27 protein-coding genes are annotated in these 25,249 nt (G+C 69.5%); 19 read left to right on the top strand and 8 right to left on the bottom strand.

Annotated features, from left to right (window positions below; genetic code table 11):
- The first annotated feature begins 57 nt into the window (after positions 1 to 57).
- From ACIA8R_RS43925 to ACIA8R_RS43855, 15 genes are all read left to right on the top strand, one after another.
- Positions 58 to 873, top strand: coding sequence for a hypothetical protein (locus ACIA8R_RS43925; RefSeq protein WP_364335515.1), 816 nt, complete (start codon positions 58 to 60; stop codon positions 871 to 873).
- Positions 874 to 938: 65 nt separating this feature from the next.
- The gene (locus tag ACIA8R_RS43920; RefSeq protein WP_352350527.1) at positions 939 to 1,850 is read left to right on the top strand and encodes a P22 phage major capsid protein family protein; all 912 of its coding nucleotides are present in this window, start codon (positions 939 to 941) and stop codon (positions 1,848 to 1,850) included.
- A gap of 58 nt (positions 1,851 to 1,908) precedes the next feature.
- Positions 1,909 to 2,292, top strand: coding sequence for a hypothetical protein (locus ACIA8R_RS43915; RefSeq protein WP_397043601.1), 384 nt, complete (start codon positions 1,909 to 1,911; stop codon positions 2,290 to 2,292).
- Entirely contained in the window at positions 2,292 to 2,726 is a 435-nt protein-coding gene (locus ACIA8R_RS43910; protein WP_397043599.1) for a hypothetical protein, read from the top strand. The genes ACIA8R_RS43915 and ACIA8R_RS43910 overlap by 1 nt, the downstream gene beginning before the upstream one ends.
- Positions 2,713 to 3,060 carry a hypothetical protein gene (locus tag ACIA8R_RS43905; protein WP_397043597.1) on the top strand — a complete coding sequence of 116 codons (348 nt, stop codon included), beginning with the start codon at positions 2,713 to 2,715 and terminating at the stop codon, positions 3,058 to 3,060. The genes ACIA8R_RS43910 and ACIA8R_RS43905 overlap by 14 nt, the downstream gene beginning before the upstream one ends.
- Positions 3,061 to 3,072: 12 nt before the next feature.
- The gene (locus ACIA8R_RS43900) at positions 3,073 to 3,465 is read left to right on the top strand and encodes a hypothetical protein (RefSeq protein ID WP_397043595.1); all 393 of its coding nucleotides are present in this window, start codon (positions 3,073 to 3,075) and stop codon (positions 3,463 to 3,465) included.
- Positions 3,466 to 3,480: 15 nt separating this feature from the next.
- Positions 3,481 to 3,801 carry a hypothetical protein gene (locus ACIA8R_RS43895; protein WP_364335523.1) on the top strand — a complete coding sequence of 107 codons (321 nt, stop codon included), beginning with the start codon at positions 3,481 to 3,483 and terminating at the stop codon, positions 3,799 to 3,801.
- Entirely contained in the window at positions 3,798 to 4,151 is a 354-nt protein-coding gene (locus tag ACIA8R_RS43890; RefSeq protein WP_397043593.1) for a hypothetical protein, read from the top strand. Before ACIA8R_RS43895 ends, ACIA8R_RS43890 begins: the two co-directional genes overlap by 4 nt.
- Positions 4,148 to 4,606 (top strand): minor capsid protein, encoded by a 459-nt coding sequence (locus ACIA8R_RS43885; RefSeq protein WP_397043591.1) that lies wholly within the window; start codon positions 4,148 to 4,150, stop codon positions 4,604 to 4,606. The genes ACIA8R_RS43890 and ACIA8R_RS43885 overlap by 4 nt, the downstream gene beginning before the upstream one ends.
- A gap of 64 nt (positions 4,607 to 4,670) precedes the next feature.
- Positions 4,671 to 5,138: a phage tail tube protein gene (locus ACIA8R_RS43880; protein ID WP_364335529.1), complete on the top strand. Its 468-nt coding sequence runs from the start codon at positions 4,671 to 4,673 to the stop codon at positions 5,136 to 5,138.
- A 3-nt stretch (positions 5,139 to 5,141) separates the two neighbouring features.
- The gene (locus tag ACIA8R_RS43875) at positions 5,142 to 5,606 is read left to right on the top strand and encodes a hypothetical protein (RefSeq protein ID WP_397043589.1); all 465 of its coding nucleotides are present in this window, start codon (positions 5,142 to 5,144) and stop codon (positions 5,604 to 5,606) included.
- Positions 5,607 to 5,793: 187 nt separating this feature from the next.
- Positions 5,794 to 9,240, top strand: a complete 3,447-nt coding sequence (locus tag ACIA8R_RS43870; RefSeq protein WP_397043587.1) for a hypothetical protein — start codon at positions 5,794 to 5,796, stop codon at positions 9,238 to 9,240.
- 58 nt (positions 9,241 to 9,298) lie between these two features.
- Positions 9,299 to 11,581 (top strand): hypothetical protein, encoded by a 2,283-nt coding sequence (locus ACIA8R_RS43865; RefSeq protein WP_397043585.1) that lies wholly within the window; start codon positions 9,299 to 9,301, stop codon positions 11,579 to 11,581.
- 123 nt (positions 11,582 to 11,704) lie between these two features.
- Positions 11,705 to 12,451, top strand: a complete 747-nt coding sequence (locus tag ACIA8R_RS43860; RefSeq protein ID WP_397043584.1) for a hypothetical protein — start codon at positions 11,705 to 11,707, stop codon at positions 12,449 to 12,451.
- An 8-nt stretch (positions 12,452 to 12,459) separates the two neighbouring features.
- On the top strand, positions 12,460 to 13,041 hold the full coding sequence (locus tag ACIA8R_RS43855) for a hypothetical protein (RefSeq protein WP_397043582.1): 582 nt from the start codon (positions 12,460 to 12,462) through the stop codon (positions 13,039 to 13,041).
- A 70-nt stretch (positions 13,042 to 13,111) separates the two neighbouring features.
- On the opposite strand, the gene ACIA8R_RS43850 is transcribed toward ACIA8R_RS43855, so the two are convergent.
- The 4 genes from ACIA8R_RS43850 to ACIA8R_RS43835 form a co-directional block, all read right to left on the bottom strand.
- On the bottom strand, positions 13,112 to 13,432 hold the full coding sequence (locus ACIA8R_RS43850) for a hypothetical protein (protein WP_397043580.1): 321 nt from the start codon (positions 13,430 to 13,432) through the stop codon (positions 13,112 to 13,114).
- A 228-nt stretch (positions 13,433 to 13,660) separates the two neighbouring features.
- Complete coding sequence (locus ACIA8R_RS43845) at positions 13,661 to 13,894, bottom strand: hypothetical protein (protein WP_397043578.1); 234 nt, start codon at positions 13,892 to 13,894, stop codon at positions 13,661 to 13,663.
- Positions 13,891 to 14,295: a hypothetical protein gene (locus ACIA8R_RS43840; protein ID WP_397043576.1), complete on the bottom strand. Its 405-nt coding sequence runs from the start codon at positions 14,293 to 14,295 to the stop codon at positions 13,891 to 13,893. The genes ACIA8R_RS43845 and ACIA8R_RS43840 overlap by 4 nt, the downstream gene beginning before the upstream one ends.
- Position 14,296: 1 nt before the next feature.
- On the bottom strand, positions 14,297 to 14,587 hold the full coding sequence (locus ACIA8R_RS43835) for a hypothetical protein (protein ID WP_397043574.1): 291 nt from the start codon (positions 14,585 to 14,587) through the stop codon (positions 14,297 to 14,299).
- A gap of 172 nt (positions 14,588 to 14,759) precedes the next feature.
- Between ACIA8R_RS43835 and ACIA8R_RS43830 the strand changes: the two genes are divergently transcribed.
- A complete protein-coding gene (locus ACIA8R_RS43830) occupies positions 14,760 to 16,067 on the top strand; it encodes a helix-turn-helix domain-containing protein (protein ID WP_397043573.1) in 1,308 nt (435 codons plus the stop codon).
- Positions 16,068 to 16,112: 45 nt separating this feature from the next.
- On the opposite strand, the gene ACIA8R_RS43825 is transcribed toward ACIA8R_RS43830, so the two are convergent.
- From ACIA8R_RS43825 to ACIA8R_RS43810, 4 genes are all read right to left on the bottom strand, one after another.
- Positions 16,113 to 16,937 (bottom strand): phosphotransferase, encoded by an 825-nt coding sequence (locus ACIA8R_RS43825; protein WP_397043571.1) that lies wholly within the window; start codon positions 16,935 to 16,937, stop codon positions 16,113 to 16,115.
- Positions 16,938 to 17,067: 130 nt separating this feature from the next.
- Entirely contained in the window at positions 17,068 to 18,435 is a 1,368-nt protein-coding gene (locus ACIA8R_RS43820; RefSeq protein WP_397043569.1) for a hypothetical protein, read from the bottom strand.
- Positions 18,436 to 18,447: 12 nt separating this feature from the next.
- Positions 18,448 to 19,128 (bottom strand): hypothetical protein, encoded by a 681-nt coding sequence (locus tag ACIA8R_RS43815; protein ID WP_397043568.1) that lies wholly within the window; start codon positions 19,126 to 19,128, stop codon positions 18,448 to 18,450.
- A gap of 131 nt (positions 19,129 to 19,259) precedes the next feature.
- Entirely contained in the window at positions 19,260 to 20,285 is a 1,026-nt protein-coding gene (locus ACIA8R_RS43810; protein ID WP_397043566.1) for an NAD-dependent epimerase/dehydratase family protein, read from the bottom strand.
- A gap of 201 nt (positions 20,286 to 20,486) precedes the next feature.
- On the opposite strand from ACIA8R_RS43810, the gene ACIA8R_RS43805 reads away from it, so the two are divergent.
- The 3 genes from ACIA8R_RS43805 to ACIA8R_RS43795 all read left to right on the top strand — a co-directional run bounded on the left by ACIA8R_RS43805 (position 20,487) and on the right by ACIA8R_RS43795 (position 25,249).
- A complete protein-coding gene (locus ACIA8R_RS43805) occupies positions 20,487 to 21,905 on the top strand; it encodes a sporulation protein (RefSeq protein ID WP_397043564.1) in 1,419 nt (472 codons plus the stop codon).
- A 117-nt stretch (positions 21,906 to 22,022) separates the two neighbouring features.
- Complete coding sequence (locus ACIA8R_RS43800; protein ID WP_397043562.1) at positions 22,023 to 24,785, top strand: hypothetical protein; 2,763 nt, start codon at positions 22,023 to 22,025, stop codon at positions 24,783 to 24,785.
- Complete coding sequence (locus ACIA8R_RS43795; RefSeq protein ID WP_397043561.1) at positions 24,782 to 25,249, top strand: hypothetical protein; 468 nt, start codon at positions 24,782 to 24,784, stop codon at positions 25,247 to 25,249. Before ACIA8R_RS43800 ends, ACIA8R_RS43795 begins: the two co-directional genes overlap by 4 nt.

Raw genomic sequence — 25,249 nt, 5'->3', positions numbered from 1 at the left:
ATCCACGGCCCGCCAGGCGCGGGCCTTCGTCATGTCCGGCTCCAGGAGGGCCACACCGTGAAGCACCACACCCTGCCGACCGCGCCCGGCGCGCTACTCGGCTACCGAGCTGATGGCCGCCCGATCTTCCTGATCGCGGGCGGCTCCGAAGCAGCGCCCGAAGGCCAGCCCGCCGCACCCGCCCCCGCGGACGCGGACGGCGGCGCCGAGGTCACGGGCGCCCCCGTCGAGCCGGATCAGCCCACGGTCGCCGACCCGCGCAAGGTCGCCGACCTGCCCACCTGGGCACAGAAGCTGATCAAGGACACCAGGGCCGAGGCCGCGGAGTTCCGCACCCAGCTCGCCGACCTGCGCAAGCAGAGCGAGACCAAGCCGGACGGCCCCACCGCCGAACAGCTCGTCGAGACCGCTCGCCAGGAGGTGGCCCAGCAGATCGCCAAAGCGCTCGGCCTCGCTCCGGAGGAGGAGAAGCCTCTCGACCCGGCCGAGGTCATCGAGCAGCTCACGGGCGAGAAGGCCGCGCTCACGCAGCAGAACAGCGACACCGCGAACCTGCTGCGCCGGACGCAGATCGAGCTCGCCGTCGTGCGCCAGTCCCTCAAGGCCGGCGCCGACGCCGAAGCGCTTCTCGACAGCCGGTCGTTCCTGGCGAACGTCCGCGACCTCGACCCGAGTGACAAGGCGTTCGCCGAGACGGTCACCGCCACGATCCAGAAGGCGGTCGAGGAGAACCCGAAGTTCGCGGCGGCCCAGGCGGCGGCCCACACCAAGTCCGGAGGCGAGTTCGGCGGCGGGCCCGGCGGACGCACCGGCGAGGACCAGCTCACCGTGGACGACTTCCGCAAGCGCCGCAAGCGCGAGTCCACGCCCTGACGAGCGGCTCTGCCGCAGCGCTAGCTGATTCGCTAGCGCTTTTTCATTTGTAAGGAGACGGCCTTATGGCCAATGTATTCCTCACTCCGCAGGTCATCGCGCGTGCAGCGCTCGCGACGCTTTATGAAACCTGTGTCATGGCCCAACTGGTTCACCGGGACCTGGACGAGGATTTCGCCGGTAAGCAGGGCGACACCGTCAACGTCCGAAAGCCCGCGACGTTCGACGCCTACGAGTACGACCGTAGCGCCGGTATCCAGATCCAGAACGCCGTCGAGACCGATATTCCGGTGCGGCTGAACCATTTCGCGGACGTTTCCTTCGCTGTTACTGCTGAGGAAATGACGCTGCAAATTCAGGACTTCGCCACGCAGCTCCTTAACCCGGCGATGGAGGCGATTTCTCAGAAAATCGACCGCGACCTTCTCGCCCTCCGGGACGACATTTCCCAGGAAGTGGGGAACGGCGGCCTGCCGAACATTCACACGTGGGACACGCCCAAGGTGATGATCGACGCCGACCGTGTGCTCAACGAGCGCAACGTGTCCCCGTCTCAGCGGTCCGTGGTGATCGGTCCGCAGGTCAAGGCCCACTGGCTGTCCGACCCGCTGTTCCACCAGCTTGACGTGCGCGGCGACACCGACGGCCTTCGGGAAGCGTCGCTCGGCCGTCGCGTTTTCGGGTTCGACGCGTATTCGACCCAGAACATCAAGGTGCCGCCGCAGACTTCGGGAAACAGCAAGAGCGAAGTCGGTGTGGCGTTCCACAGGACCGCGTTCTGCCTCGTCACCCGCCCCCTGATTTTGCCGCAGGGTGCCGCAAACGCAGTCGTCGCGAATTACAAGGGCTTTTCGCTCAGGGTGGTCATGGATTACGACATCGACCTCAAGCAGGACGTCATTTCCATCGACACCCTTTACGGCACCAAGACCCTGGACCCGAACCGCGCCGTTCTCGTCAAGGACGTGGACAACTAACGCCGAAAGCCGCTAGCGAAACAGCTAGCGGCCTTCTTCCTGAAGGAGAAGTTCCACGATGGCATACAAGCCGCGCCTCACCGAGAAGACGCTCACCCTGAAGGGGGCCGACATCGCGGCCGGCTCCTTCGTGCTGTGGCGGGCGTCCGTCCCGTGCAAGGTCAAGGCCGTCCGCGCCTACCGCGTTGGCGGCACCGCCGCGGCCGTCAACGGCACCAGGACCACCATCAACCCGTCCAACGGCTCGCCGGTCACCACCAACCTGCTCACCGGCGACCTGTCGGTGAGCAGCGCGAGCACCTGGATGGCCGGTTCACTCGCGGGGCTGGCCAACCGGCGCTTCCTGGAGGGCGACACCCTGGCCGTCACCGTCGTGTCGGCCGGAGGCAGCCCGACCGACCTCATCATCCAGGTGGACATCGAGAAGGACGCCAACTTCTGATGCCCGGCCCCCGGACTCCCGTCGACCACATGGGCGCCCTGACGGCACGGGAGAACGTCAACGCCATGGGCGCACTGTCCAAGGTGGAGGGCATCCACGCCGATGTCTCCTCCACCTACCAGTACAAGAACGTCAACACCGGCCAGGTCGTGCAGTACCCGCACCGGTCGGCGCGTCTGGACGCGCTGGAGGTGTGGATCCTCATCGGCGTGCCGGACGAGCCCGCCGCAGGCCCCGTGCAGGGGCAGGCCGGGCCGGGACTGGCCGACGTGGCCACCGCGATCACCCGGCCCGCTGAGCATGAGCCGAAGAAGGAATGGGTCGCGTACGCGATCCAGCGCGGCATGAAGCCCCGGGACGCGCAGGCCCTGTCCAAGCAGGCGCTGATCGAGGAGTTCGGCCAGGAGGGAGACATCGTCAATGGCGAGGACTGATCTCACCGTCACGGCCGTGCCGCGCGCCGGCCTGAACCTCGCAGCGGCGCTGCCGAACAACGCGAACGTGGACGGCAACGCGTTCGCCTGGTCCGAGAAGCGCAGGCTGCGGTTCAAGAACACCGATGGCACGCCGAAGACGGTCACGATCGAGATTCCCGGCACCGTGGACGGCCAGGACATCAACGACCGGCCGTACACGATCCCCGCGACCACGGGCGACGTGCTCATCCCGCCGCTCCCGGCCGCTTACCGGCGCGGCGACGGCAAGGTGTGGATCAACTACACCGGCAGCGTCACCGGCCTGTCGGTCGCGGTCCTGGAAGAGCCGTAGAAGGGGGCCGTCGTGCTGGTGTACGCGACCGCCCAGGACTACACCGACTACACCAGGGCCCCGGCACCGGCAGACATCGCGGGCGACCTGGAACGGGCGTCAGAGCGGATCGATGATCTGCTGCTGTGCGCCGTCTACCGCGTGGACGGGGACGGCAGGGCGGCCGACGCGAAGGAGCGCGAGGCGATCGTGCGTGCGACGTGCGCGCAGGCCGCGTGGTCGCGGGCGGTGGGCGATCCCTACGGCGTCGCTTCCGCTTTCGGCACGGTGAAGATCGGCAGTGTCCAGCTCGAACGCGGCGGCGGCGGCGCGACCGGCCCGCCGCGCTACGCCCAGGACGCCGTGTCGATCCTGCGCGCGGCCGGGCTGCTGCCGGGATACGTCATCGACGGCCCCTACTGGTGAGCGGGGGGAGGAACCATGGGGACTTCGCTGCCGCAGTGGGTGTTGCCGCACACCGCCACGATCGAGCCGTTCCGCGGCAACGGCGCGTACGGGCCACTGTATGAGCCGCCGATCGAGGACGAGCCGTGCCTGATCGATGACGAGCGGCGGATGGTCCGCGACGACGAAGGAACCGAAGTCGTCAGCGACACCACGATTTTCTTCCTGCCGGGCACGCGCTGCCCGGCAGGCTCGCGGATCACCGCCAACGGCCGCCAGATGATCGCCATCGCGAGTTTCAACCGCGACGGCGGCCGACTGCCCACCCCTGACCACGTGGAGGTGGTGTGCAAATGAGGTCGGAAGAGTGGCGGCCGGGCCACACCCCGGCCGAGATCAACGCGCGCTGGAAGGCCGGTGCCGTGCAGGGCCTGGAGCTGTCCGCCGAGCACGTCCTTCAGGTGTCCCGGCAGCGGGTGCCGCTGGAGTTTGGCGACCTGGAGCGGTCGGGCGCCACCAGCGTGGACCGGTCGGAGCTGCGCGCGGCCGTCTCCTACGGGACGCCGTACGCGGTGTACCAGCACGAGACGCCGAACCTGAACCACCTGCCCGGCCGCGAGTGGAAGTACCTGGAGAACCCGGCCCGCGAGGAGGCCGAGGTCATCGAGCGGATCATCGCGGCGGCGATCGAGCGGGCGTTGTCGTGACCGCGCCGCCGCCGGGCTTCTCCCGCAAGCTGCTGACCGGGCTCGCTCAGCTCCTCGCCGCTGGCGGGGTCGGGGACTGGGACCCGGACGGCGTCTACACGTCGGCGCAGACCGCGCTGACGATCGGCGGGCTGCCGCCGTCCCCGGACGGCGCGATCGCGCTGGCCATGTACGGCACGGGCACGAGCCTGGACGACCCGGTCAACGCCGACACCGTCGTGCAGGTCCAGGCCCGCATGCGGGGCGGCGCTGACCCGCGCCTCGTTGACGACCTTGCCGACGGCGTCTACGACCAGGTGCACGGCCTGGCCGACACCCGGCTGGTGACGGGCGTGTTCGTGCTGCTCGCGCAACGGCGCATCGTCGCCCCGCTGGGCCGAGACGATTCCGGCCGGTGGGAGCGGGCCGACTCCTACGAGCTGACGGTGCACTGGCCGACGCGCCACCGCGACTGACCTTCTTCCTTATCCGCTAGCGGTTCAGCTAGCGGCTTTCTCGCATGCCTGAGGAGGCACCCCTATGGGATGGCGATCCCTGCTGGCCAAGGACTGGGTCGTGGAGGTCAACACCACGCCCGACGCCTCGGCGACCTGGACGAAGATCCGGGGCCTGACCTCGTTCGAGGAGGAGATCAAGACCAAGACCGAGGACGACTCGGATTTCGACGGCGACGGCTGGGCGTCCGAGGTGGCCACGCAGAGGGCGTGGACGCTGAAGACGAAAGGCAACCGCAAGCGCGACGACTCCTCGCCCACGTTCGTGCCTGACCCGGGCCAGGACTACGTCCGCCGCGCCGGCCGGGTCGTCGGTCTGGAAGCGTCCGTCGAGGTGCGCTGGTACAGGCGGGACGGGGCGCCAGACGCCTACACCGGTACCGCCACCGTGGACTACAAGGGCAGCGGTGGTAAGACCACCGACTTGGAGCCCTTCGAGATCGAGTTCGTGGGGCAGAGCGCGCCGGTCGAGATCACGAACCCGGCGGCGTGACCCATGGCCAAGTTCCGTGATCTTGACGAGTTCTTCGACGACTCGCTGCCGCTCCCGATCGGCGGCAAGACCTACCGAGTCCCGCCCCCGGACGCCGACACCGGCCTGCTCTGCCAGCGGCTCATGACCGCAGGCATCGCGGCCGCCAACGGCAAGGAGGTGGACGCCGCGCAGCTCGACGACGCGGGCGAGGTTGACCTGTACCAGCGTGTCCTGGGCGCGGCCTATGACGAGATGCGAGCCGACAAGGTGTCGTGGCCGCGGCTCAAGCACGCCGGCGTGACCGCGTTCCTCTGGATCGCCGGTGATGAGGAAGCCGCGGCGAAGTTCTGGGACGCCGGCCCGGAATCCGAAGCCCCGAAGGCGGAGGCGGCGACTTCGACGCCATCACGGGGCTCTACGAGTGGTACGAGCCTGACCCGGCCCACCAAGGCGACGGGCAAGCGGTCGGCTGGGAAGACCTCCTGAGCCGATGGGCGCTGATCGAGTGCGACCTGCACTCCGTCTACGGCATCGACCTGGAGACGCCCGCGTCGCTGGAAGGCCGGTCCTGGCGGTGGCTGCGGACCCGCGTTCTCGGCCTGCTCGACGCTGACACGCGGATTGCCCGCGCCCTCACCCCTGACAAGCAGTGACCAGGTGAGGAGGTTCGGCTGTGGGCCTGAACGTGGGCGAACTGTTCATCACCCTCGATCTGAGGGAGCGGGTGTCGAGCACGCTGTCGTCGGCGGTCGCGAAGGCCCGCGCGGCGAGCCCGTTGTTCGGCGCGGTCATGGACGCCATGACGGCGGCCGGGGCCAGGATGGGCGACGCGGTCGCTTCGGCCGCCAAGGAGGCCGGGCTCGCGCTGGCTGAGATGGCGATCAACGCCGCCCTGTCCGGCACCCGGCTGGGCGAGGTCGTCTCCGGGGTGCTCGGCAGTCTGGGGGGTCTGTCGGGGGCGATCTCCAAGGTGTCCGCGGTGGCCGGCGTGTTCGGCCAGGCGATGGGCATCATGGGGTTCACCTCGCGGCTGTTCGAGTCCGAATCCAGCCGCTCATTCTTGAAGGTCATCGCGGTCCTGGCGCTGCTGGCCGCCGCCGTGATCATCGCCCGCAAGGTGATGAACGGCGAGATGTCCGGGCTGCGCGCGGCCATGCTCGGCTTCTCCCCGGTCGCGCTAGCGTTCCAGCTAGCGTCCATGGCGGTCGGCAAGGCCGTCGACGCGCTGCGGCCCCGCGTGCAGGCCGCCGCCGCCGGGATCGCGGCCGGGGTGCGCGGCATGTGGGCGTCCGCGCAGGAGGCCCGCAACCGCATCTCCCAAGCGTACGACCGGATCTCCGGCGCGGTGACGAACCTGCGCCGGGCGCACACCGCGTGGACGGTCATCTCGGGCCTGGTCCGGCTGTCGTCGCTGACCGTGCGCGGGGCGCTGGCCACGATGAGCACCGGCCTGCTGCAGTTCGGCACCACGTCCTTGTCGGCCACGCCGATGATGCTCGGACTGGCCAGCAAGACCGGGCTCGCGCTGGTCGGGATGGGCGCGGCAGGGGTCGCGGCGGGCGGCGTGCTGGCCGGCGTCTTCGCGGGGATCACAGCCGGGATCGCGGTCATCGGCATCAAAGCCGCGATGGAGAGCGCGAAGGTCAAGGCCGCGTTCGCGGACATGAAGAAATCCGTCCAGGCCGACCTGGCGCAGGCCGCATCGGTCCTGCAAGGTCCGCTGACGCAGGCGGCCGGGTCGCTCAAGAGCATGTTCTCCACCCAGATCGCGCCCGCGCTCCAGCAGATGTTCCAGCAGATCGCGCCGCTGATCACCCAGTTCACCGCCGGGCTGGGGCAGTTCCTCGGGCCGATGCTGCCCGCCATCCAGGGCGTGGTCGCGGCGGTGACCCCGATGCTGGCGGCGGTCGCCGGACAGCTCGGCCAGTTCGGGTCGCAGCTCGCCGGCTTCCTGGCGCCGATCTCGGCCGCGCTGGGCCAGAACTCCGGCCTGCTGGCCACCCTGATCACTGGACTCGGTGGGCTGCTCCAGGCGGTCGCTCCTCTGCTCGGTGCTCTGGTGACGCTAGCGGGGTCGCTGGCGGGTCCGCTCATGTCGGGCCTGACCTTGATCGCGCAAACGCTGGCCGGGCAGCTCGGGCCGGTTCTGGTCCAGCTCGGGCCGTCGATCGGTGTGCTGGTCGCGTCGTTCGCGCAGCTCGCCGCCGCGCTGATCCCGCTGCTGCCGCCCGTGCTTCAGCTCGTGGCCGTCTTCGCCGCGTCGCTTGTCCCGGTGCTGGTCCAGGTCGGCCAGACCCTGACCTCGGCGCTGGCTCCGATGCTGACGCAGCTCCGGCCGGTGATCGGCCAGATCGCGCAGGCGTTCGGGCAGCTCGTCATGGCCCTGCTACCGGTCGTGCCGCCGATCGCTCAGCTCGCGACGCAGCTGATCACCGGGCTTGTCCCGGCGATCGCGCCGCTGATCCCGGTCGTCGGCCAGATCGCGGCCGCGCTGGGTGGCGTGCTGGTTCAGGCGATCACGATCCTGGTCGGGGCGATCACTCCTCTGCTGCCGCCGATCTCGCAGATGGCCGTGCTGTTCGGGCAGACCATCCAGCAGGCCATCACGGCGCTGTCGCCGATCTTCACGCAGCTCGCGCAGATCTTCGGCCAGCTCATCTCGGCTATCCTGCCGATCTTGCCGCCGATCATGCAGCTCGCCACGAGTCTGCTGCCGCCGTTGGTGCAGCTCATCACGGCGCTGTCGCCGATCCTGCTCGGGCTAGCGTCGATCTTCACCAAGATCGTCGGCGCGGTGACGCCGTTCTTGCCGCCGCTGATCGAGCTGGGAACGTCCGTGCTGCCGCTGGTGATCAGCATCGTCACGGCCCTGGCCAAGGTCCTGACGGGCGATTTCCAGGGCGCCTGGGACACGATCAAGAACGGCGTCAAACAGTTCGGCGAGACCATCACCGGCGCCTTCAAAAAGCTGTGGGATCTCGGAAAAGACCTGGTCAACGGCATCAAAGAGGGGTTCGTCAACGCCTGGAACTCCTTCACCTCCAGCGTCAGCAACCTCTTCTCCGGCTTCATCTCCTGGATCAAGAAGCTGCTCGGCATCGCCTCGCCGTCGAAGGTCATGATGGCGATCGGCTCCGACACCGCCAAGGGCTGGCTGCTCGGCCTCCAAGGCGAAGAGTCCAAGATCAAGGACACCGCGGGCCGCATGGTCGACGCCGTGGTGAACGCCTTCAAGTCCGGCAAGATCACCTCCGGCGTGAAGGACCACCTGGTCGAGTCGATCCGCTCCGGGAACGGCGAGCTGGCCAAGCTCGCCAAGGAGCGCGAGACGATCGTCAAGGTCCTGGCCGACGCGATGGCGTACGCCAAGCAGATCGCCGACCAAGGCCGCCAGTTCGCGAGCCTGTCGAGCATGGGGTTCTCGGAGCAGAACCCGGTCAGCGCGGAGAAGATCCAGGAAGGGCTGAAGTCCCGGCTCGCGCAGGTCAAAACGTGGGCGAACACGATAAAGAAGCTGGCCAAGCGCGGCCTGTCGAAGGGGCTTCTGCAGCAGATCATCGAGGCCGGGCCCGACGCCGGGACCGAACTCGGGCAGGCGATCCTCCAGGCCGACTCGGCGACCTTCAAGTCGATCAACTCGACGTACGGGATGATCGAGAAGGCCGCCAAGCAGGCCGGGCGCGCCGCCGCCGATGCGATGTTCGACGCCGGCCGCAACGCTGGCAAGGGGTTTCTGACCGGCATCGTCTCGCAGAAGAAGGCGATCGAGGCCGCGATGCGTGACATCGCCAACGCCCTCGTCGCGCAGATCAAGAAGTCGCTGAAGATGAAGTCGCCGAGCCAGGTCCTCGCCGACATCGGCGTCAACACCGTGGCCGGGCTCGACCAGGGCATCGCCCAGGCCGCGCCGAAGGTGCTCGCGCGGGCGTCCGGGATCGCCGGCCAGCTCTCCAAGGCGTTCACCCCCCGTCCAGTGGCGACGCTCACGCCGGGGATGGTGCCGGGAAGCTCTGGCAACCGCACCACCGTGCACGTCACGAACAACTACCCGCAGGCCGAACCCACCAGCAAGTCGGTCAACAAGGGCCTCCAGTACGCCGCGGTGCTCGGCCTGGCCTGACCGGCGCAATCGTCGCCTTGGCTCCACCTCCCTTCCGGACCCCACAGGAGGTGGAGACATGGCGATCAACGTGGGCGAGCTGTTCGTCACGATCGACCTGCGCGACCAGTCGTTCGCCGCCCGGTTACGACGCGCGGTCGGCGACGCCGAGCAGGCGTCACGCCGGTTCCGGACCTCCGTGGCCGGGATCACCACGTCCGTGGCCCGGATGGGCGTCGAGGTCGTCGCCGCGGCGGCCCGGATGGCGATCCTGTCCGCCGCCGCCGGCGCGGTCACCAACAGCGTGATCTCGCTCGGGGCGGCGCTCGCTCCCGCTGTCGGCCTGGTCGCGGCGCTTCCGGGCGCGGCAGCGCTCGGCGCGGCCGGGCTCCTCACCCTGACCGTGGCCTTGTCCGGGGTGGGCGACGCCTTCGAGGCCGCTCTGGGAGCGGACCAGAAGAAGTTCGAGGAGGCCATCTCCGGCCTGTCCCCGGCCGCGCAGGCAGCGGTCCGGGAGCTGCGAGAACTGCGGCCCGTCCTGCTCGCGGTGCGGAACTTCGTTCAGGACGCGCTGTTCGCGCCGCTCGCGGGCCAGCTCACAGCGCTCGCGGACGTGCTCGTCGGCCCGCTCGCGATCGGCATGTCGTCCGTAGCTAGCGCGATCGCCAGCGCTGCTGTGCGGGTCGCCGAGTTCGCCCGGTCGAGTGTCGCCGTGTCCGCGATCACCACGGTGTTCGCGGCCCTGCGGCGCGCGGTCGATGAGCTGGCCGTCGCGATCGATCCCGTGCTGACCGGGCTGGCCCGCATCACGCAGGTCGGCGCCCAGTTCGCGGCCGGGCTCGCGCCCGAGCTGGCCCAGCTTGCGGTCCGGTTCGGCGACTTCCTGGCACGGGCGGCCGACTCGGGGCGGGCTCTGGCCTGGATGGAGGGCGCCGTTCAGGTCCTGCGTCAGCTCGGCGGGATCGCGTCCGACGTGTGGGACATCGTGTCCGGCGTCTTCGCGGCCATGCGGGCGACCGGGAGCGACGCGCTCGGCGTCCTCGGTACGGTCCTGGACCGGATCGCGGTGTGGGTCAATTCGCTGGCCGGTCAGCAGACCCTGACGGCGATCTTCGTCGCGCTCGGACAGATGGGGTCGGCGCTCGCGCCCGCACTCGTCGCGGTCGCCGAAGGGGTCGGCCTGCTCGCGCCGCTCGTGGCCGCGCTCGCCGTGCAGATCGGGCCCATCCTGACCGCCGCGATTCAGGCAGTCGTCCCCGCACTGGCCGCACTGTTCCCCGGGGTGTCGGCGATCTTCGCCGCGCTCGGACAGGCGGTCCAGGCCGTCGCGCCCGCTCTGGTGCCGCTCGCCACGGCGTTCTCGTCGATCATGGTCGCGGTCGCTCCGCTGCTCCCGGTGGTCGGCCAGCTTGCCGCGCTCGTCGCCGAGGTCCTCGCGGCCGCCGTGCAGGCGAGCCTCCCGTCGCTGAACCTGCTGGTCGCGGCGTTCGCGCTCGCGGCCCGGGAACTGGCTCCGATGCTCCCGCTCTTAGGTGCGCTAGCGGTTGTGCTAGCAGCTAGTGTGATCCCCGCGGTGGCTCCGCTGCTGCCGCAGCTCGCTGCGCTGACCGCGCAGCTCGTGACCGGGCTGGTGCCGATCCTCGGCCCGGTGATCGCGTTGCTCGCCCAGGTCGGCGGGCAGCTCGGCCAGGTCCTCCTGCAGGCGCTGGTGCAGGTGACGCCCGCGGTGATCACGCTGGTCGGCACCGTCGCGGAGCTGCTGCCGGTGATCCTGCCGTTGCTGCCGCCGCTGCTGCAGCTCGTCACGACGCTGCTGCCACCGCTGATCACGCTGGTGCAGTCCGCGGCGGCACTGCTGCGCGGCGACCTGGTGGGCGCGATCGGCACGGCCGGCCGCGCGATCTTGGAGTTCCTGGTCGTCATTGACAACCTCGGCTGGCAGCTCCTGCAAGGGCTGTGGAACGGCATCCAGGCGGCGGCCGGGTGGTTCCGGGACGTGATCTGGAACTTCTTCCGCAACATCCTGCCGGACTGGGTGCGGCAGGCGATGGGCATCAACTCGCCCTCCACGCTGTTCGCGGAGATCGGCCACTTCACGATGCTCGGCATGGCGCAGGGCATGCAGAACTCGGCTCGTACGGTTCTGGCCACCGCGAGCAGGATCGCCGGGGACCTGGAGCGGTCGTTCCGGCCGGAGCTGAGCGTGGACATCGGCTCAACCGGCCGGGCCGTGACCGGGACACACGACCGGCCGGGCGGTCCGGTGACCATCCAGGTGACGGCGATCAACCCGGTTGCCGAGCCGACCAGCGAGACCGTCAACCGGGGCCTGGCCTACGCGGGAATGTTGGGGGTGCTGTAGATGCCGATGTATCACCTCGACGGAGTACCGCTCGATCATCCGGCCGGGTGCTGGCGGGCCAAGGTAGGGACGAAACGCCGCCCCATCCCCGGCGCGAGGTCGGTCAGTATCACGGTTCCGGGGGTGGCCGGCGAGCTGCCGGTGTACGGGCTGGACCTGGAGACCACGACACTGCCGCTCGTCCTCGGCGTGACCGGCCGCACCCCGGCCGGGGCCGATGGCGGGTTCGAGCAGCTAGAGCACAATCTTGAAGCGGTCTCGGCCATGCTGGGGGTACGGCACCGGCTGATGCAGCTCACCTACACGGCGGGCAGCATCGTGCGCGTCGCGGGCATCACCGTGGAAGCGGTGTCCGAGCCGGAGATCAACACTTCAGCGGCCCGGGCCCGGCTCACCGCCGTCTGCAAGATCCCCGGCGTGTACTGGCGTGACCCGGCCGAGGTCACCTGGGCCGGGGGGGCGAACGCGGCCAGCCAGCTGGTGACCCCGCTCGCGGGCAGCACTGGCCCGATCGTGGACGCGGTCCTGCGCGTCACCGGTCCGGCCGTCAACCCGTCGATGACCGACGTCGCGAGCGGCGGCACAGTGGGCCGTTCCTCCGGCCTGCTGGCGGGGCAGCGGCTGCTCATCGACTGCGGGCAGATGCGGGCCCGGCTCGTCACCTCCGATACCTGGGATTTCACGTCCGGGACGGACGTGACCGGCAGCATCGTCGCCACGGGGCCGGGGAGCGCGTTCCGCTGGCTGCACCTGACGCCCGCGATCGCCGTGGGTGACCCGCACTCCCGCGCCGTTCTCGTGACTGCGACCGCCACGTCCACCACATCGGCATCCGGGCTTGAGATCCGGGCCCGTCGTTCGTTCCTGTGAGGAGATCCATGCACGACACCGCTATCGACGCCGCACCCTCTCTGTCCGGCCCGCCCGAGCCGCACTACCACCTGGAGAGCGCACTCTTCCAGTGGGGGTTCGCGCAGACGGTGCCCACCTGGCTGGCCAAGGACCGCCTGATCAGCCCTCCCGGTGACACGCCGGGTTCGTACGCGGTCATGATGTACGTGCCTGCTGGCCAGACGATCGAGACCGTTTGGACCGCCCTCCGCAACACCCAGACCACGACCGGCACCTGGCGGGCCGCCATCTACGAATCGGGCCACGGCCAGCCGGCCGTTCCGGTGGCCGGTACGGCGGCGACGGCTGCTGGTTTCGGGGCCGGGTGGGCCGCATCGCCACTGTACGAGGTGGTCCCCGCCGCTTCGGAGGGACGATGGGTGCACGTCGTGCTGTCCGTGGGGCTCATGGAGAACGGCGGCGTGGCGGCGTACAAGCCTGAGTCGGCTGTTGCCCCGTTCATCGCCGACGCCTGCTGGGTCAGCATGCAGCATGACGAGCCCCCTGCGGTGCTGGAACTCAGCCAGTGGCAAGCCTTCGGGATGACCCCGCTGATCGCGCTGCGCTGATACAGCCATAGAACGGGGAAGGGCCGCAGCGTCCCCGAGTACGCTGCGGCCCTTCCTGCTGTGGTGCCGGTCAGGCCGACTGAGCGGCCTGGCGGGGCAGCCGCTCGATGTCGTACTCGCCCTGCTTGACAAGGGCGACGAACTCGGCCCAATCCGGGGCGGCGAGCGTGACCGGAGCGTCCTTGCCGTGGACGTGCCAGATGCTCACCACACCCGTGTCGTCGATCCTCGTCCGCACGGCGCCCTGGGTCGGCTTGTCCTCCTGGAGGGCGAGCAGGAACGCGCCCCACTCGTCGAGCGACGCGATCACCGTGGGCCCGTCATCGACGCGGGGATCGGAGAACTCGATGTGGTCGTTGACCCGCTCGGCCAGGAGCTGTTCGGGTGACATGCTGGGTCCTTCCGTTGGAGACGATTGGCGCTTGTTGACCGCACACAGCGGCAGCCGATGGCGGCGGTGCGTGCGGGGTGACTCTGTGAGTGGCCAGGATCAGGAGGCGGCTTATCTCCTGCCCTGGCCACTCCCTCCGCATGGGTGAGCTGCGAAGGAGGGCCCGTCGCGCGAACCGACGGGCCCGTCCGGCATCGGACTGCGAAAGGGATGCCGAACGACGGTGAGCTAGGGCTGCGGCATGATGTTCATCAGCGTCGCGAGCTCCAGCAAGGCGACGATCACTACCTCATCAGGGCTCTGTGGGCGGCGGAGCGCGACGACTCCCTCAGCCCCCTTGATCGGCAGAAATTCGAGGCCGTTCTCCTCACCGGGTCTGATCGGCGCGAACAGCATCGGATCGACGGCCGCTCTGGCGTTCTCCAGGTGACCCCAATTGCGGAAGGCTCGACTGCCGTTCATGCGATCTCTCCTGAGTGCGGCCTGATGTTGTTCGTCGTCAGCAGGGCGGTCACGTGGTCTGCGTCTTGCGGCGACAGCACCCCGCGCCCCAGCCGGAACAGTTCGCTCTGGTGGGCGGCCCACGGCCTCCACAGGGCCAGCAGCGAGGGGACGTCGCGCGCGCCGAGCGCGCCGAGCACCTGGGGGATGGGCATGTCGTGCAGGAGGAGGCGCCCGGCGCTGGCCATCTGGCTGTCGTAGGCCGTGAAGGTGATGGCCGACATCCACGCGAGCTCGGCGAGCCGGCCGTTGACGTCTCGTGCGGCTAGGCGGGACAGCACGAGCTTGCGCCAATTCTGGACCTGAGCGTTGAGGGTGTACTGCAGGGCTTGGCTTCTGGTGGTGGGGAGAAGCTGGTCCATGTCATCCCACCAGCTCAGGCAGCGTCGAGGGGGCCATCGTCGGATGCGTGGGCGACCGCTGGGCAAGGACTAGGGTCCGGGTGCGGCGGTACTGCACTGCCACCTCACGGGGGTTAACGCCGACGATCCGCAGGTCTGCTCGGAGGGGCATGCCTGGCAGTTCGGCGAATGCGCCGAGCATGTCGCCGAGGGCCTTTCCCTGATCGTCCGTCACACCTGAAATTTCGCGATCGGCGTCGCTGCGGACACGCCAGGCATAGACCGTGATTAATGGTTCTTTTGCAGACAGCATGAGGTGTGCTCCGGATGAGAATGGTGCCGTATTCGCGCAGATTCCGCCCATCTCAAAAGGCGATTCGGTTGGGCGATTACCGCCGCAGGAGTAGCGTGGCCGTCACAGGAAACCAGGACTAGAGGGTTCGCGTTCACAGCCGTTCACTGCCGTTCACGGACTCTGAACACCGGTGAACGCACAGCACCGGCAGGGGTGGTCGATGGGCGCACGGTTCGGTGATGTCTTGCGGCGGCTACGCGGCGAAGCGTCCGTGCGCGCGTTCGCGCGGCGCGGGCACATCAGCCCCAGCTACGTGACCATGCTGGAGAAAGGCACCGCCAATCCATCACTTAAGACGGCGGTGTCGCTGGACCACGCTCTCGGGGCGCACGGTGAACTGGTTGAGGCTTTCGTGGCGGATGCGCCAGGCGCGCGAAATGCCGCAGTTGGTGCTCCTACCGATCAGATGGGTTTTGTGCCTACTCTTGATATGGCTGGCATGCACGCTGCGGACGACGGGGAGGACGCCACGAAACGCCGAGCGCTGTTCGGACTTGCCGCTGGCGCGGCAAGTGTCCTCGGCTTCGACGAGATCGTCCGCCAGGGCCTGGACCTGACCACCACACCAGACCGCAGCGCCGAAGACTGGGACATCGCCCGCGCTGACCACCTTCACGCCCTGCGCACCCGCCCACCCGCGCAGGTGGTGAGAGACCTGTCCATCGATCTGTACGTGCTGCGGCAGCAGATGGAGATCGCCCGCGGTGAAGAACTCACTGAGCTTCACCGGGTGGCGGCGATGCTGGCCAGCATCCAGGCCAACGCCCTCACCCGGATGAGCGAACACGGGAGCGCTATCAGGTGGTGGAGCACCGCGAAGAAGACCGCCGACGCCTCCCGCGACTTGGAGCTCAGCCTGCTCGTGCGCGGCGAAGAGGCGATTCACGGGTTGTACGGCCAGCGGGAGCCTGAAACCGTACTCCGGTTGATCGAGCACGCCCGGCGTCTCACACGCCGGCCGTGGCCGCGGCTGATGACCGCTCAGGCCAAGGCACTCGCCCTTCTCAACCGCCCAGCAGAGGCGACCGCGACCCTCCACGCGCTGCATGACCACATGCACCGCGGCGTCGTCGCCGATCGGTGGGACTTCTTCAAGCCGGACCAGATCCCGTTCGCCGAGAGCTGGGTAGCCGCCTATGCCGGTGACGAAGCTGCTGCAGATGCTGCCCGGGACAAGGTGCTGAGCATCATCCCTGAAGGCTCTTACCAATATCGCGTGAACGCGCGGCTCCACGAGGCGATCAGCACTGCGGCTCTCGGAGGGGTGGATGAGGGCGCCCGGATCGCAGCGGGGGTGATCGATTCGTTGCCTGCCGAGTTCCGGACCAACCACGTCCGAGAGACGGGCCGTATGGTGCTCCGTGCGGTACCGCTCGGCGAGCAGGCCCGCCCGGCTGTGGCGGACCTGCGGTCGATGCTGGCGATCGAGGGGCGCTAAGTCCTCCAGCGGCTACGCAGATGGCCAGCGGTCGCATGGGCAGTCTCAGTTGAGCAGCAAGAGAACCCGCTCGGCCTGGGCCTGGAGGGTGCCGGGCGGGTTGTGCGGGGTTGCTGGCCCGTGAGGGCCGAGCTGGAGAAACCAGCCCAGCGCGATCAGGCGCCGGAAGTCACGTACCCGCGCCGCTTCTCCCGAGGCCAAGTCGATGTGGGACAGGAGCTGGTCTGCGTCCAAGGTGCCGTCGAGACGGGAGATGTGTTCGCAGACCTCGCCGAGCTCGAACGCTCGATCGTTGCGGCCCGAGTCTTCCCAGTCGATCAGCCGCACCCGACCCTCGCTAGGCGACCATAGGTAGTTCGCCCGATTCCCATCGGCCAGCCCGAGGACGGGAGGCAGTGGGTTGACCATGAGCTTGTCGGGGGCGGTAGAGGCCAGCCACGCGGCCCCGGCCTGGAACGCCTCCTGCACAAGAGGATCGTCGCCGAGGTCCGGCTGTTTTTCGGCCCATGCTCGGGTCTTGTGCACGGCGGCGGCAGGCCCCCAGGCGGCAGGCGCGATGGCTTCCACGGCGGCGGTCGGTATCTGGTGCAACCGGGTCAGGGCAGCGGCCATCGCCGTGAGCTGTTCGCCGGTGGCGTGCTGGCCGCGTAGGACGTGGCCGGGCAGCCTGCTCATCACGATCATGGGCGGGTCTGCCTCCAGCGCGGCCTGGATGGGCGCGGGTGCGAGGTTGGGCGCGTGCTCGCCCAGCAGCGTGAGAGCTGCCCACTCTCGGCCCGGTTCGCCTCTCTCCCAAGAGGTGTAGCGCTTGACCACGACGTCGTCTTGAATGTCGAGGTTGTGGGTGCATCGGCCGAGCGTCACGTCCACCTCGCTCTTTCTGTCCCTCGGGCCGGAGGGCACACTGCCCTCCGGCTACATTCGGTGCAGGGAAGGGAAAGGGCTGAGACTACCTCAGGCGGCGGCCCGCTCTCAGGCGAGCGGAGATCGGGGTCTGGGGTCAGTGCTTGCGCTGCTGCTCGCTGTCGGGGAGCGTGAACCGGGCCCGGCCCAACGCCGTGTCGCGCAGATCCGAGAGGCGAGGCACCAGGGTGAGGGGCAGTTCCTCGGCGGGGTGGAGCACGCCCTCGTTGACGTCGGCGGTCCAGATTCGGGCGCCGGCGGGCCAGGCCATGTTGAGGCCGATCTCGCCCTTCGGGATCACCCCGTTGAACGGCGCGGGGATGCCGTGGGCGGTCCAGAACGCGGACGCGCCGGTCGCCTTGGGCTGCTCGAACACCGGGTACAGCTGCGGGTAGCGGGGGCTGGTGCGCAGGAGCCGGAAGACCATCTGCCCCAGCAGCCCCGGTGCCGCCCATGCCAGCGTGTCGAAGGTGGCCTGAGCGAAGGTGACCGCAGTGGCGTCCTGGGAGGGGTCCAGCGCCACGCAGGCGAACAGGTGCGCCAGGCGGCGGCGCACGTACTCCGCTGCGCCGTCGACCAGGCCGGGCTCGACCTGCCCGATCAGCTCGCGGAGCCGGGCGTGGCCGGGCTGGAACAGGGCCAGGTCGAACAGCTCGCCCATGGTGTCCACCGCGGCGAAGGCCAGGTCCTTGGACAGCAGGGTGTTCATCTCCCCGACCTCGGCGCAGGCGCGGGTCTGGCGGCTGGTCGAATGCAGCATCAGGTACTCCGACACCGCCTCGAAGTACAGGTAGCCCAGGAAGGGCACCAGAGGCACCGCGCCAGCGACCTGGTCGAGGAACCGGTCGGCCGGCGTGGCGGCCCCGCACGCGTTCCGGACCAGCATGTCCAGCACGGTCGCGGCCTGCCGGATCCGCTGCACGGCCGCCGCGCGCAGATGATCGTCCTCGGCCGGGGTGAGGAAGGCTCGGTGATCGACGTAGGAGGCCAGGTGCACGGCGCCCAGCCGCAGGTAGTCGATCCCCTTGGCCGGGACAGGGCCGCCGGGGGTGACCTCGATGATCAGGATGTCGCGGTGGGCCTTGTTCGCCAGCAACCACGCACCCAGGTTGTGGGGCCGCAGTCCGGCGGGGCCGGGGGTGAGCAGGACGCAGTACAGGGCGCCAACCATGCAGCCGGGGGCCTGGTAGAGCTGGCCGCTGGCGCGGATCGCGTTCAGGTTGGCGGTGGTGTGCATGAGGTAGATCGGCCGGCCGCTGGCCAGTGTCTCCAGCAGCGAGCCGGCGCGCATGAGCCAGCCGTTGGGGGTGTGCTGCTGGAGATAGGTGCTCCATTCGGTGTCGTCGGCGGCCAGGCCGCGGGGGGCCGGGCGCGGCGGGTGGCCGGGGCTGTAGTCGGTGTGCGCGTCCTGCCAGACCGGGTCGGTGGGTGCAGGGGCGGTGACGGTGGACAGGTCATGGTCCATGACGACGGACTCCTAGGGCAGGTGGGAGATGGTGTGGCGGCCGGCTGCGATCGCTTCGTGGTGTGTGGCGCCGACGAGGCGGGCCTGTTCGCTGGCCAGCATCAGGTCGAAGGCGACGCCGTACATCCAGGCGGGCACGTCCACGCGCAGCCGAGTGCGGTCGGGCCACCAGGGGTCCAGGGGCAGCCGGTAGCGGTCGAGACAGTCGGCGGCCTTGAGCAGGTCGGTCAGCCGCGGGGCCCGCGCGTACACCTCGCGCTGGGCGGACGAGAAGACGGTGTAGTCGACGTTGTGCACGCTGACGGCGAAGCCGGCTGCGGTCACCGCCTCGGCCGGCAGATGCAGGCCGAACGAGGCGGTGACGACCTGGTGATGGCGGGCGAGCCAGTGGGCGGCCCGCTGCCCGTGCTCCGGGTCGGTCTGGTCATCGTGGCGGCGGCAGTCGTGGACGGCCGCCGCCAGACGCAGCGCCGCGCGATGATCGTCGTCCAGGCCGAGATGTTGGGCCAGCAGGTCCGCCAGCAGGCAGACCCGCGCGTTGTGGCGCACACCGTGGATGCCCTCGGCGGCCTGCTCCCGGGCGAACCATGCGACCTTGGGCAGCAGAGGCACGGGGTGATCGGGCACGGCCACGGTGCGGGCCGTCTCGGTGGGCCTGTTCGCCCCGATCCAGCTCAGGGTGGATTGGTCCATAACCTGGTGGCGCGGCAGACACCGTTGCAGGGCTGCCTCACGGAGCGACAGGGCAGGCTGCGGGCAGGCGGGCATGGGCGTCTCTCCCGGGGCGAGGGCCACCCAGGGGGGCGGCCAGGACGAAGGGGCGGTCAGGCGGCGGCAGGCTGACGCAGCCAGGCGGGGATGGCCGAGGGATTGTCCGTGAGCCAGGCCGCGTACCGGGCGACACCCTCGGTGATCGTGATGCCGGGCTGCCAGCCGAGCAGCTCGGTCATGCGCCGGGTGCAGGCGTATCCGCCGAGCGGGTCGCCGGGCGGGCGGGGTGTGTCGATGACAGTGGCGTCCGGGTAGTGGCAGCGGACCAGGTCGGCGATCTGACGGATCGTGGTGCCGGTGCCGGTGCCGATGTTGAGGATCTGGTTGTGGGCGGCTGGCGCGACCAGGGCGTGCAGGGTGCCGGTGGCGATGTCGTTCACGTGGACCATGTCGCGCACCTGGCGCCCGCCGCCATTGAGGTGTAGCGGCAGCCCGAGGGCGGCGCGCATGCAGAACCAGGCCACCACCCAGCTGTGTGAGTTCTCTTTGACGACCTGCGGCTCCCCATAGACGGAGAAGTAGCGGACTATCGCGTGCGAGGTGCCCGCCTCGCCCAGGACGGTGGTGGTCTGGTTCTCGCCGCACATCTTGGTGGTGCCGTAGATCGACACCGGGTGCAGGGCCGCGTCCTCGGTGAACCGGGCGAATCCGTCCTCGCGCGGCGGCTGGTTGCCGTAGACGCTGGCGGAGGAGACGAACACCACCCGGCGCACGCTTGGCGTGGCAGCGGCTGCCTCCAGCACGCGTTGGGTGCCGATGACGTTGGTCTTGATGGCGTCCACCGAGCGCCGGGTGCAGGCGGCGACGTCGGCCAGAGCGGCGGCGTGGATGACGTAGTCGCAGCCGTCGATGAGCTTGTCCACGACGCCGGGCTCGGCGATGTCGCCGACGTGGAAGTCGGGGTCGTCCAGGCTGATCCCGAAGTGGTCGTGGTAGACGGCCCTGGGGTAGGCGTCGATCTTGCACAGGGAGACCGGGCGTGCGCCGATCCGGCGTAGCTGCGCCGTCAGGCGGCTGCCGATCAGTCCTCCGGCTCCTGTGACGAGCACGGTCATGCCCGCGAGCTGGTGCAGGGACATGCGCGCTCACCTCCTCGTTCGTGGGTGCCGGCCGATTCAGGTGGGGCCGGCTGGTGCCTTCCACGGAACCGGAGCCATGCGACCGGCGGGAGGGCACACGAGGGGGCCCACAGATCGCCGTTCAGGTTCACCGGCTGCGCCGTCGGCGTTACGGTATGGGCACGTTCGCGGGATCGCATCGCCGAGCCTCCAGGAGGCATCGTGGTCGCATCTGGACACGCCCCGAACCTCGCGCTGGAGAAGCTGATCACCGAGTCCGGCGCCAGCCACAAGGCGCTGGCCGCCCGGGTGAATCAGCACTGCCAGTCCCAGGGCAAGGTCGCCTGCTACACCCACACCTCGGTCGCCAACTGGATCTGCGGGATGATCCCGCGCTGGCCGACTCCGCAGGCGATCGCGGCCGCCCTGTCCGAACGGCTCGGCCGGCCCATCAGCGTGGCCGAAATCGGCATGCCGCAACCGGCGACAGCCTCCCCCGAAATCGGGTTGGATTTCCCTCGTGAGCTTCCCCGCGCGATCGACACCGCCGCCGCCTGGTGGACCCTGGGGGACCAGGTGAACCGCCGCACGTTCAGCCGCCTCGCCTTCGCCGCTGCGGCCTTCGCCACGCCCAGCACCCGGTGGCTGATCCAGCCCGCTGACGCTGACGCCGCCCTGCGCCCCTCCCAGTCGCGTGGCCGCCGCGTCGGCGCCGCTGACCTCGCCGAACTACATGACGCGGCCGAGCACGCCCGCCACATCGACTCCAAATACGGGGGCGGCTCCTTCAGCTCCTCCCTGGTGGCCGCCTGCCTGCGCGACCGCGCGATCCCTTTGTTGAAGGGCACCTACACCGACGCCGTGGGCCGCGAGCTGTTCGGCGCCACCGCCCAGCTCGGCCGGCTGGCCGGCTACTCGGCGTGGGACGTCGGCGACCAAGCCGGCGCCCAGCGGCACTACATTCAGGCTCTGCGCCTGGCCCGTGCCGCCGGCGATGTGCCTTTGGGCGGCTACATCCTGGCCTCGATGTCCTTGCAGGCCGGGCTCAACGACCACGTGGACGACGCCATCGACATGGCGCAGGGCGCCTACGAGCGGGCCCGGGATCGGGCCACTCCCCGCACCCTGGCGTTCTTCAAGCTGGTCGAGGCTCGCGCGCACGCTCGCGCGGCCCGCCTGCACGGACACAGCCACGCCCGCCGTGCCGCCGCGCTGGCGCTGGCCCAGTCAGAAACCCTGCTCGGCCGGGCCCACGTGGACGATGGCGACCCTGCCTGGATCGATTTCTTCACCCATGCCCGGCTGGCCGCCGACGCCACCGAGATCCATCGTGACCTTGAGATGCCGCACATGGTGATGCGCTTCGAGGAGATGGCAACGATGCCCGCACTCACCTACACACGTTCCTGCGGCATGCGTAACGCCATCGTGGGCTCCGCCCACCTTCAGGCGCGCCGGCTTGACGAGGGGCTGGAGTGCGGTCACCGCGCCGTGGACATCCTGTCCCGCGTGGCCTCGACCCGATCTCTCACTTACGTCAGGCACTTCCTGGACACCCTGCAACCGTGGGACTCTGAGCCGTCTGTGCGGCAGTTCCGCCAACGCGCCAGCCAGGAGCTCCGCCCTTCCGCGAGCCTCTGATAGCCGCTCGTGCGGCGAAAGGGTTCTGACCTCGTGGGCTGGCCTACGTGTGAGCATGCGCCCTGAGTGTGCTTCAGATCGTCTGTGTCGCTTCCTGAACGGGGAGGGAGGGCGATCATGCTGGAGCTGCGGTGCGTCGTTCACGCTCCCTTCGGGGCCCGTCTGGGGGTGCTTCCGCATCCGGTGGGTGTGGAGGTCGCGTGCCCCCTCAATGACGTGCCCGCGCTCATGCTGTCCACCAGCGCGAACGCGGTCAACGCGGACCTGCTAAACGGGCCGGTCGAGGTCGCGGTCGAGTGGAGTGTCGATGGGCAGACCTGGACGGAGGGACCGGATTGCCGGTTCCTGCGAATCAAGCGTCGAGGTGACAGCACGGATCGGGCCGGGATGGGCCGGTTCGAGCTCCCCGGCTATGCATGGATGCTGCGCAAGGTGGTGCTCTTCCCCGGCTCAGCTCCGCTGGCCGACGGGAAGCGCGCTTTCCTGAGTTCGACGCCAGGCGCGATCCTGGCCACGTTCCTGCAGGAGGGGCAGGCGCGCGGCGCGGTGCCAGGCGTCTCCTGGGATTTCACGCCGACGCACGACAGCGCGGGCCAGCCGTGGGCGAAGGTGTTGACCATCTACTACCAGCCGGGGATCGACGCGCTGACGACGCTGATCAACCTGGCCGAGCAGGGGACACTCGACTTCCGGATGAACGGGCGCACGTTGCAGGTGTACAACGCCGACACCATGCTGGGGCGGGACCTGGCCAGCGGTGCCGCGCCGGTTGACCTGCGGTTCGGGCGTGACATCGTGGCCGCTCCCGACATCGGCACCTACGAGGACGCGGCCACGTCGGCGCTCGTGGTCGGCGATGACGGGTTCCGCATGTCGTTCACGAACGGGGCCGCCGAAGCTCCGTGGGGCCGGTGGGAGGCGGCGATCGGCCAGGGCGGCGTGTCTGATCCGGGGACGGCGTTCCTCCTGGCCGAGGCGCTGCTGCTGCGGGTTGGGCACGAGCGCGTCCAGCGGACGCGGCAGATCACCCTGCACACCGCGCGCTGGCTGCCGTGGCGGGACTACCGTCCCGGGGACCGCATTCTCGCGCCGGGCGAGGGCGGGGCGATGGAGTCGCTGCGCGTCAGGCAGATGACGATCACCCGCGATCAGAAGGGCGTGCTCGGCGGAAACCTGGTGCTCAACGATCGCCTGCTGGAGCGCGATCTGCGGTTGGCCCGCCGCACGGCCGGCATCGTCGGTGGCTCGACGGCCGAGGGCGGGTCGGGTGCGCGGCCGGCGCCGGAGTCGCCGACGCCGCGCACACCTGCGGCTCCGGCCGGGCTGATTGTCGATCCGCTCGCGTACATCGACGAGCACGGCCTGCCCAGAGGGCAGGTGACCGCCACGTGGGGCGCGGTCACCCAGGACGTGAACGCCGTGGCGCTGATCGTGGGCGGCTACGAGCTGTTCATGCGGATCAACGAGGTCGGAGCGCCCTGGTATTTGGTGGCGGCGACGGAGGCCGCCGACACCAACGCGACGTTCTCGCCGTTGGTGGTCGGGCAGCAGTACCAGTTCAAGGTACGCGCGGTGAACCTGGGCAAGAAGGGCCCCTTCTCCAGCTCGGTGGCGGTGACGATCCCGGACGACACGACCGCTCCGCCCGTGCCGACCGCTCCCACGCTCGCGTCCCGGCTCGGCGTCGTGCACGTTGCATGGGACGGGCTCGGTGTCGGGGCGGCCCCGATGCCCGCCGACTTCCACCGGGTGCTCGTGTGGATGCAGGACCCGCTGGCCCCCGGCTGGGAGGAGATCGGGTACATGGACGCGGCCGGGTCGCTGATCGTGCCCGGCCTGCCGTACGGGCTCGACAGGGAGTTCTCCTTCACCGCGATCGACCGCTCCGGCAACACCTCGGCGCGCTCGGCCACCGCGACGATCGCCGCGGTGCAGCTCGTCCAGGGCGACGCCGCGAACGACTCGATCACCACCGGCGCGATCCTGGCCAACGCGATCACCGCGGCGAAGATCGCCGCCGGTCAGATCCTCGCTGGGCACATCGCGGCCGGGGCGATCACCGCCGCGAAGCTGGAGGCTGTGCTCGCGCTGGCCTCCCGGATCGTCGCCGGGGATCCGGGAGGGGCGCGCGTCGAGCTCAACAGCTCGGGCCTGGAGGCTTACAACGCCTCCAGCGTGCAGACGGTGTTCATCTCCTCCGCGTCCGGCGCGGTCAGCATCGTGGGCCAGCTCGCGACCGGCGTGACCGGCCGACGCATCATCATCAACCCGGCCGGGGCGGCCGACCCCGAGATCCGCTACTACCCGGGCAGCGGAACGAACTACGCCCGCACGTACGCCGACAGCGACGGCGCGATCATCCACGTGTCTGGCCTGTCGCCCGACACCACCCGCCGCTCCTACGTCATCCAGCGCGGCGACGAGTGGCGCATGCACATGGTCCAGGCCAGCGACGGGCTCGCCGGGGGCGGCTACATGTTCGCGCAGCCGACACAACTCGAGGTCGGCCACAACGACATCCAAGGCCGCCTGAACCGGTTTCTGTTCTCTCGGGGTGGCACATCCACGACGGGCTACACCACGTTCCGGGGCACGTGGTCGTTCGAGACGGGCGCCGGGATGCTCATGTTCGCGCGGTCGCTGCCGGAGTCGGGCGGGGCCGCGGCCACGTACTTCGTCGGGTTCGCCGTCACGCTGGCGTCGACGCCGCGGCTCGTGTTCTCGGCCGACAACCCGGTCCCGGACAGGTTGTCATTTCACATGCGTAACCCGGGGACGGGTGGGTTCACGCTGCGGTCGAGCGAATCGAGCCTGGGCAGTCCGCCCACGTTCACGGTGGCCCTGCATGTGTGGGCCTGGAGACAGCATGGGGTGACGTGATGGTGCAGCGGTGGCGGATCTCGGATGTGGTCGAGGGGCCGGAGAGCTGGCTCATCTTCTACGAGCCGCTGGACGACGGCAGCGAGGCGTTCGCCGCGTCGTGGCCGAAGGAGGCGTTCGAGATTCGGATGGCTGAGCACGGCCTGGAGACGCTGGACGAGGCGATCGAGGTGCTGCTGTACACGCCGCTGCTGCACGCGATGCATGCCGACGGCCAGGAGGACGCCCTTCCTGTGCTGGAGGGCGATGCCACCTCCGCGCGGGCGCGTGTGCTTGGCCAGGTGGCCGTCTGCAAGGAGCGCTTCGGCGAGGTGGCCACATCGAGGTCTGCCGTCCGGCGTGGTCAGGCCGATCCGTTGCAGGTGCTACGCGACGGCGTCCGGACCGATCCGGTACGGATCGCGGCCATGCGGTTGGACATCGACAGGTACTTGCTCGCGTCTGAGCGGGCAGACAAGGAGTAG

This window comes from Nonomuraea sp. NPDC051191, from assembly GCF_044455665.1.
In the GTDB taxonomy this organism is placed as follows: domain Bacteria; phylum Actinomycetota; class Actinomycetes; order Streptosporangiales; family Streptosporangiaceae; genus Nonomuraea.
Note: the sequence above shows the minus strand (reverse complement) of the source record. Positions and strands in the feature narration are given on the sequence as shown.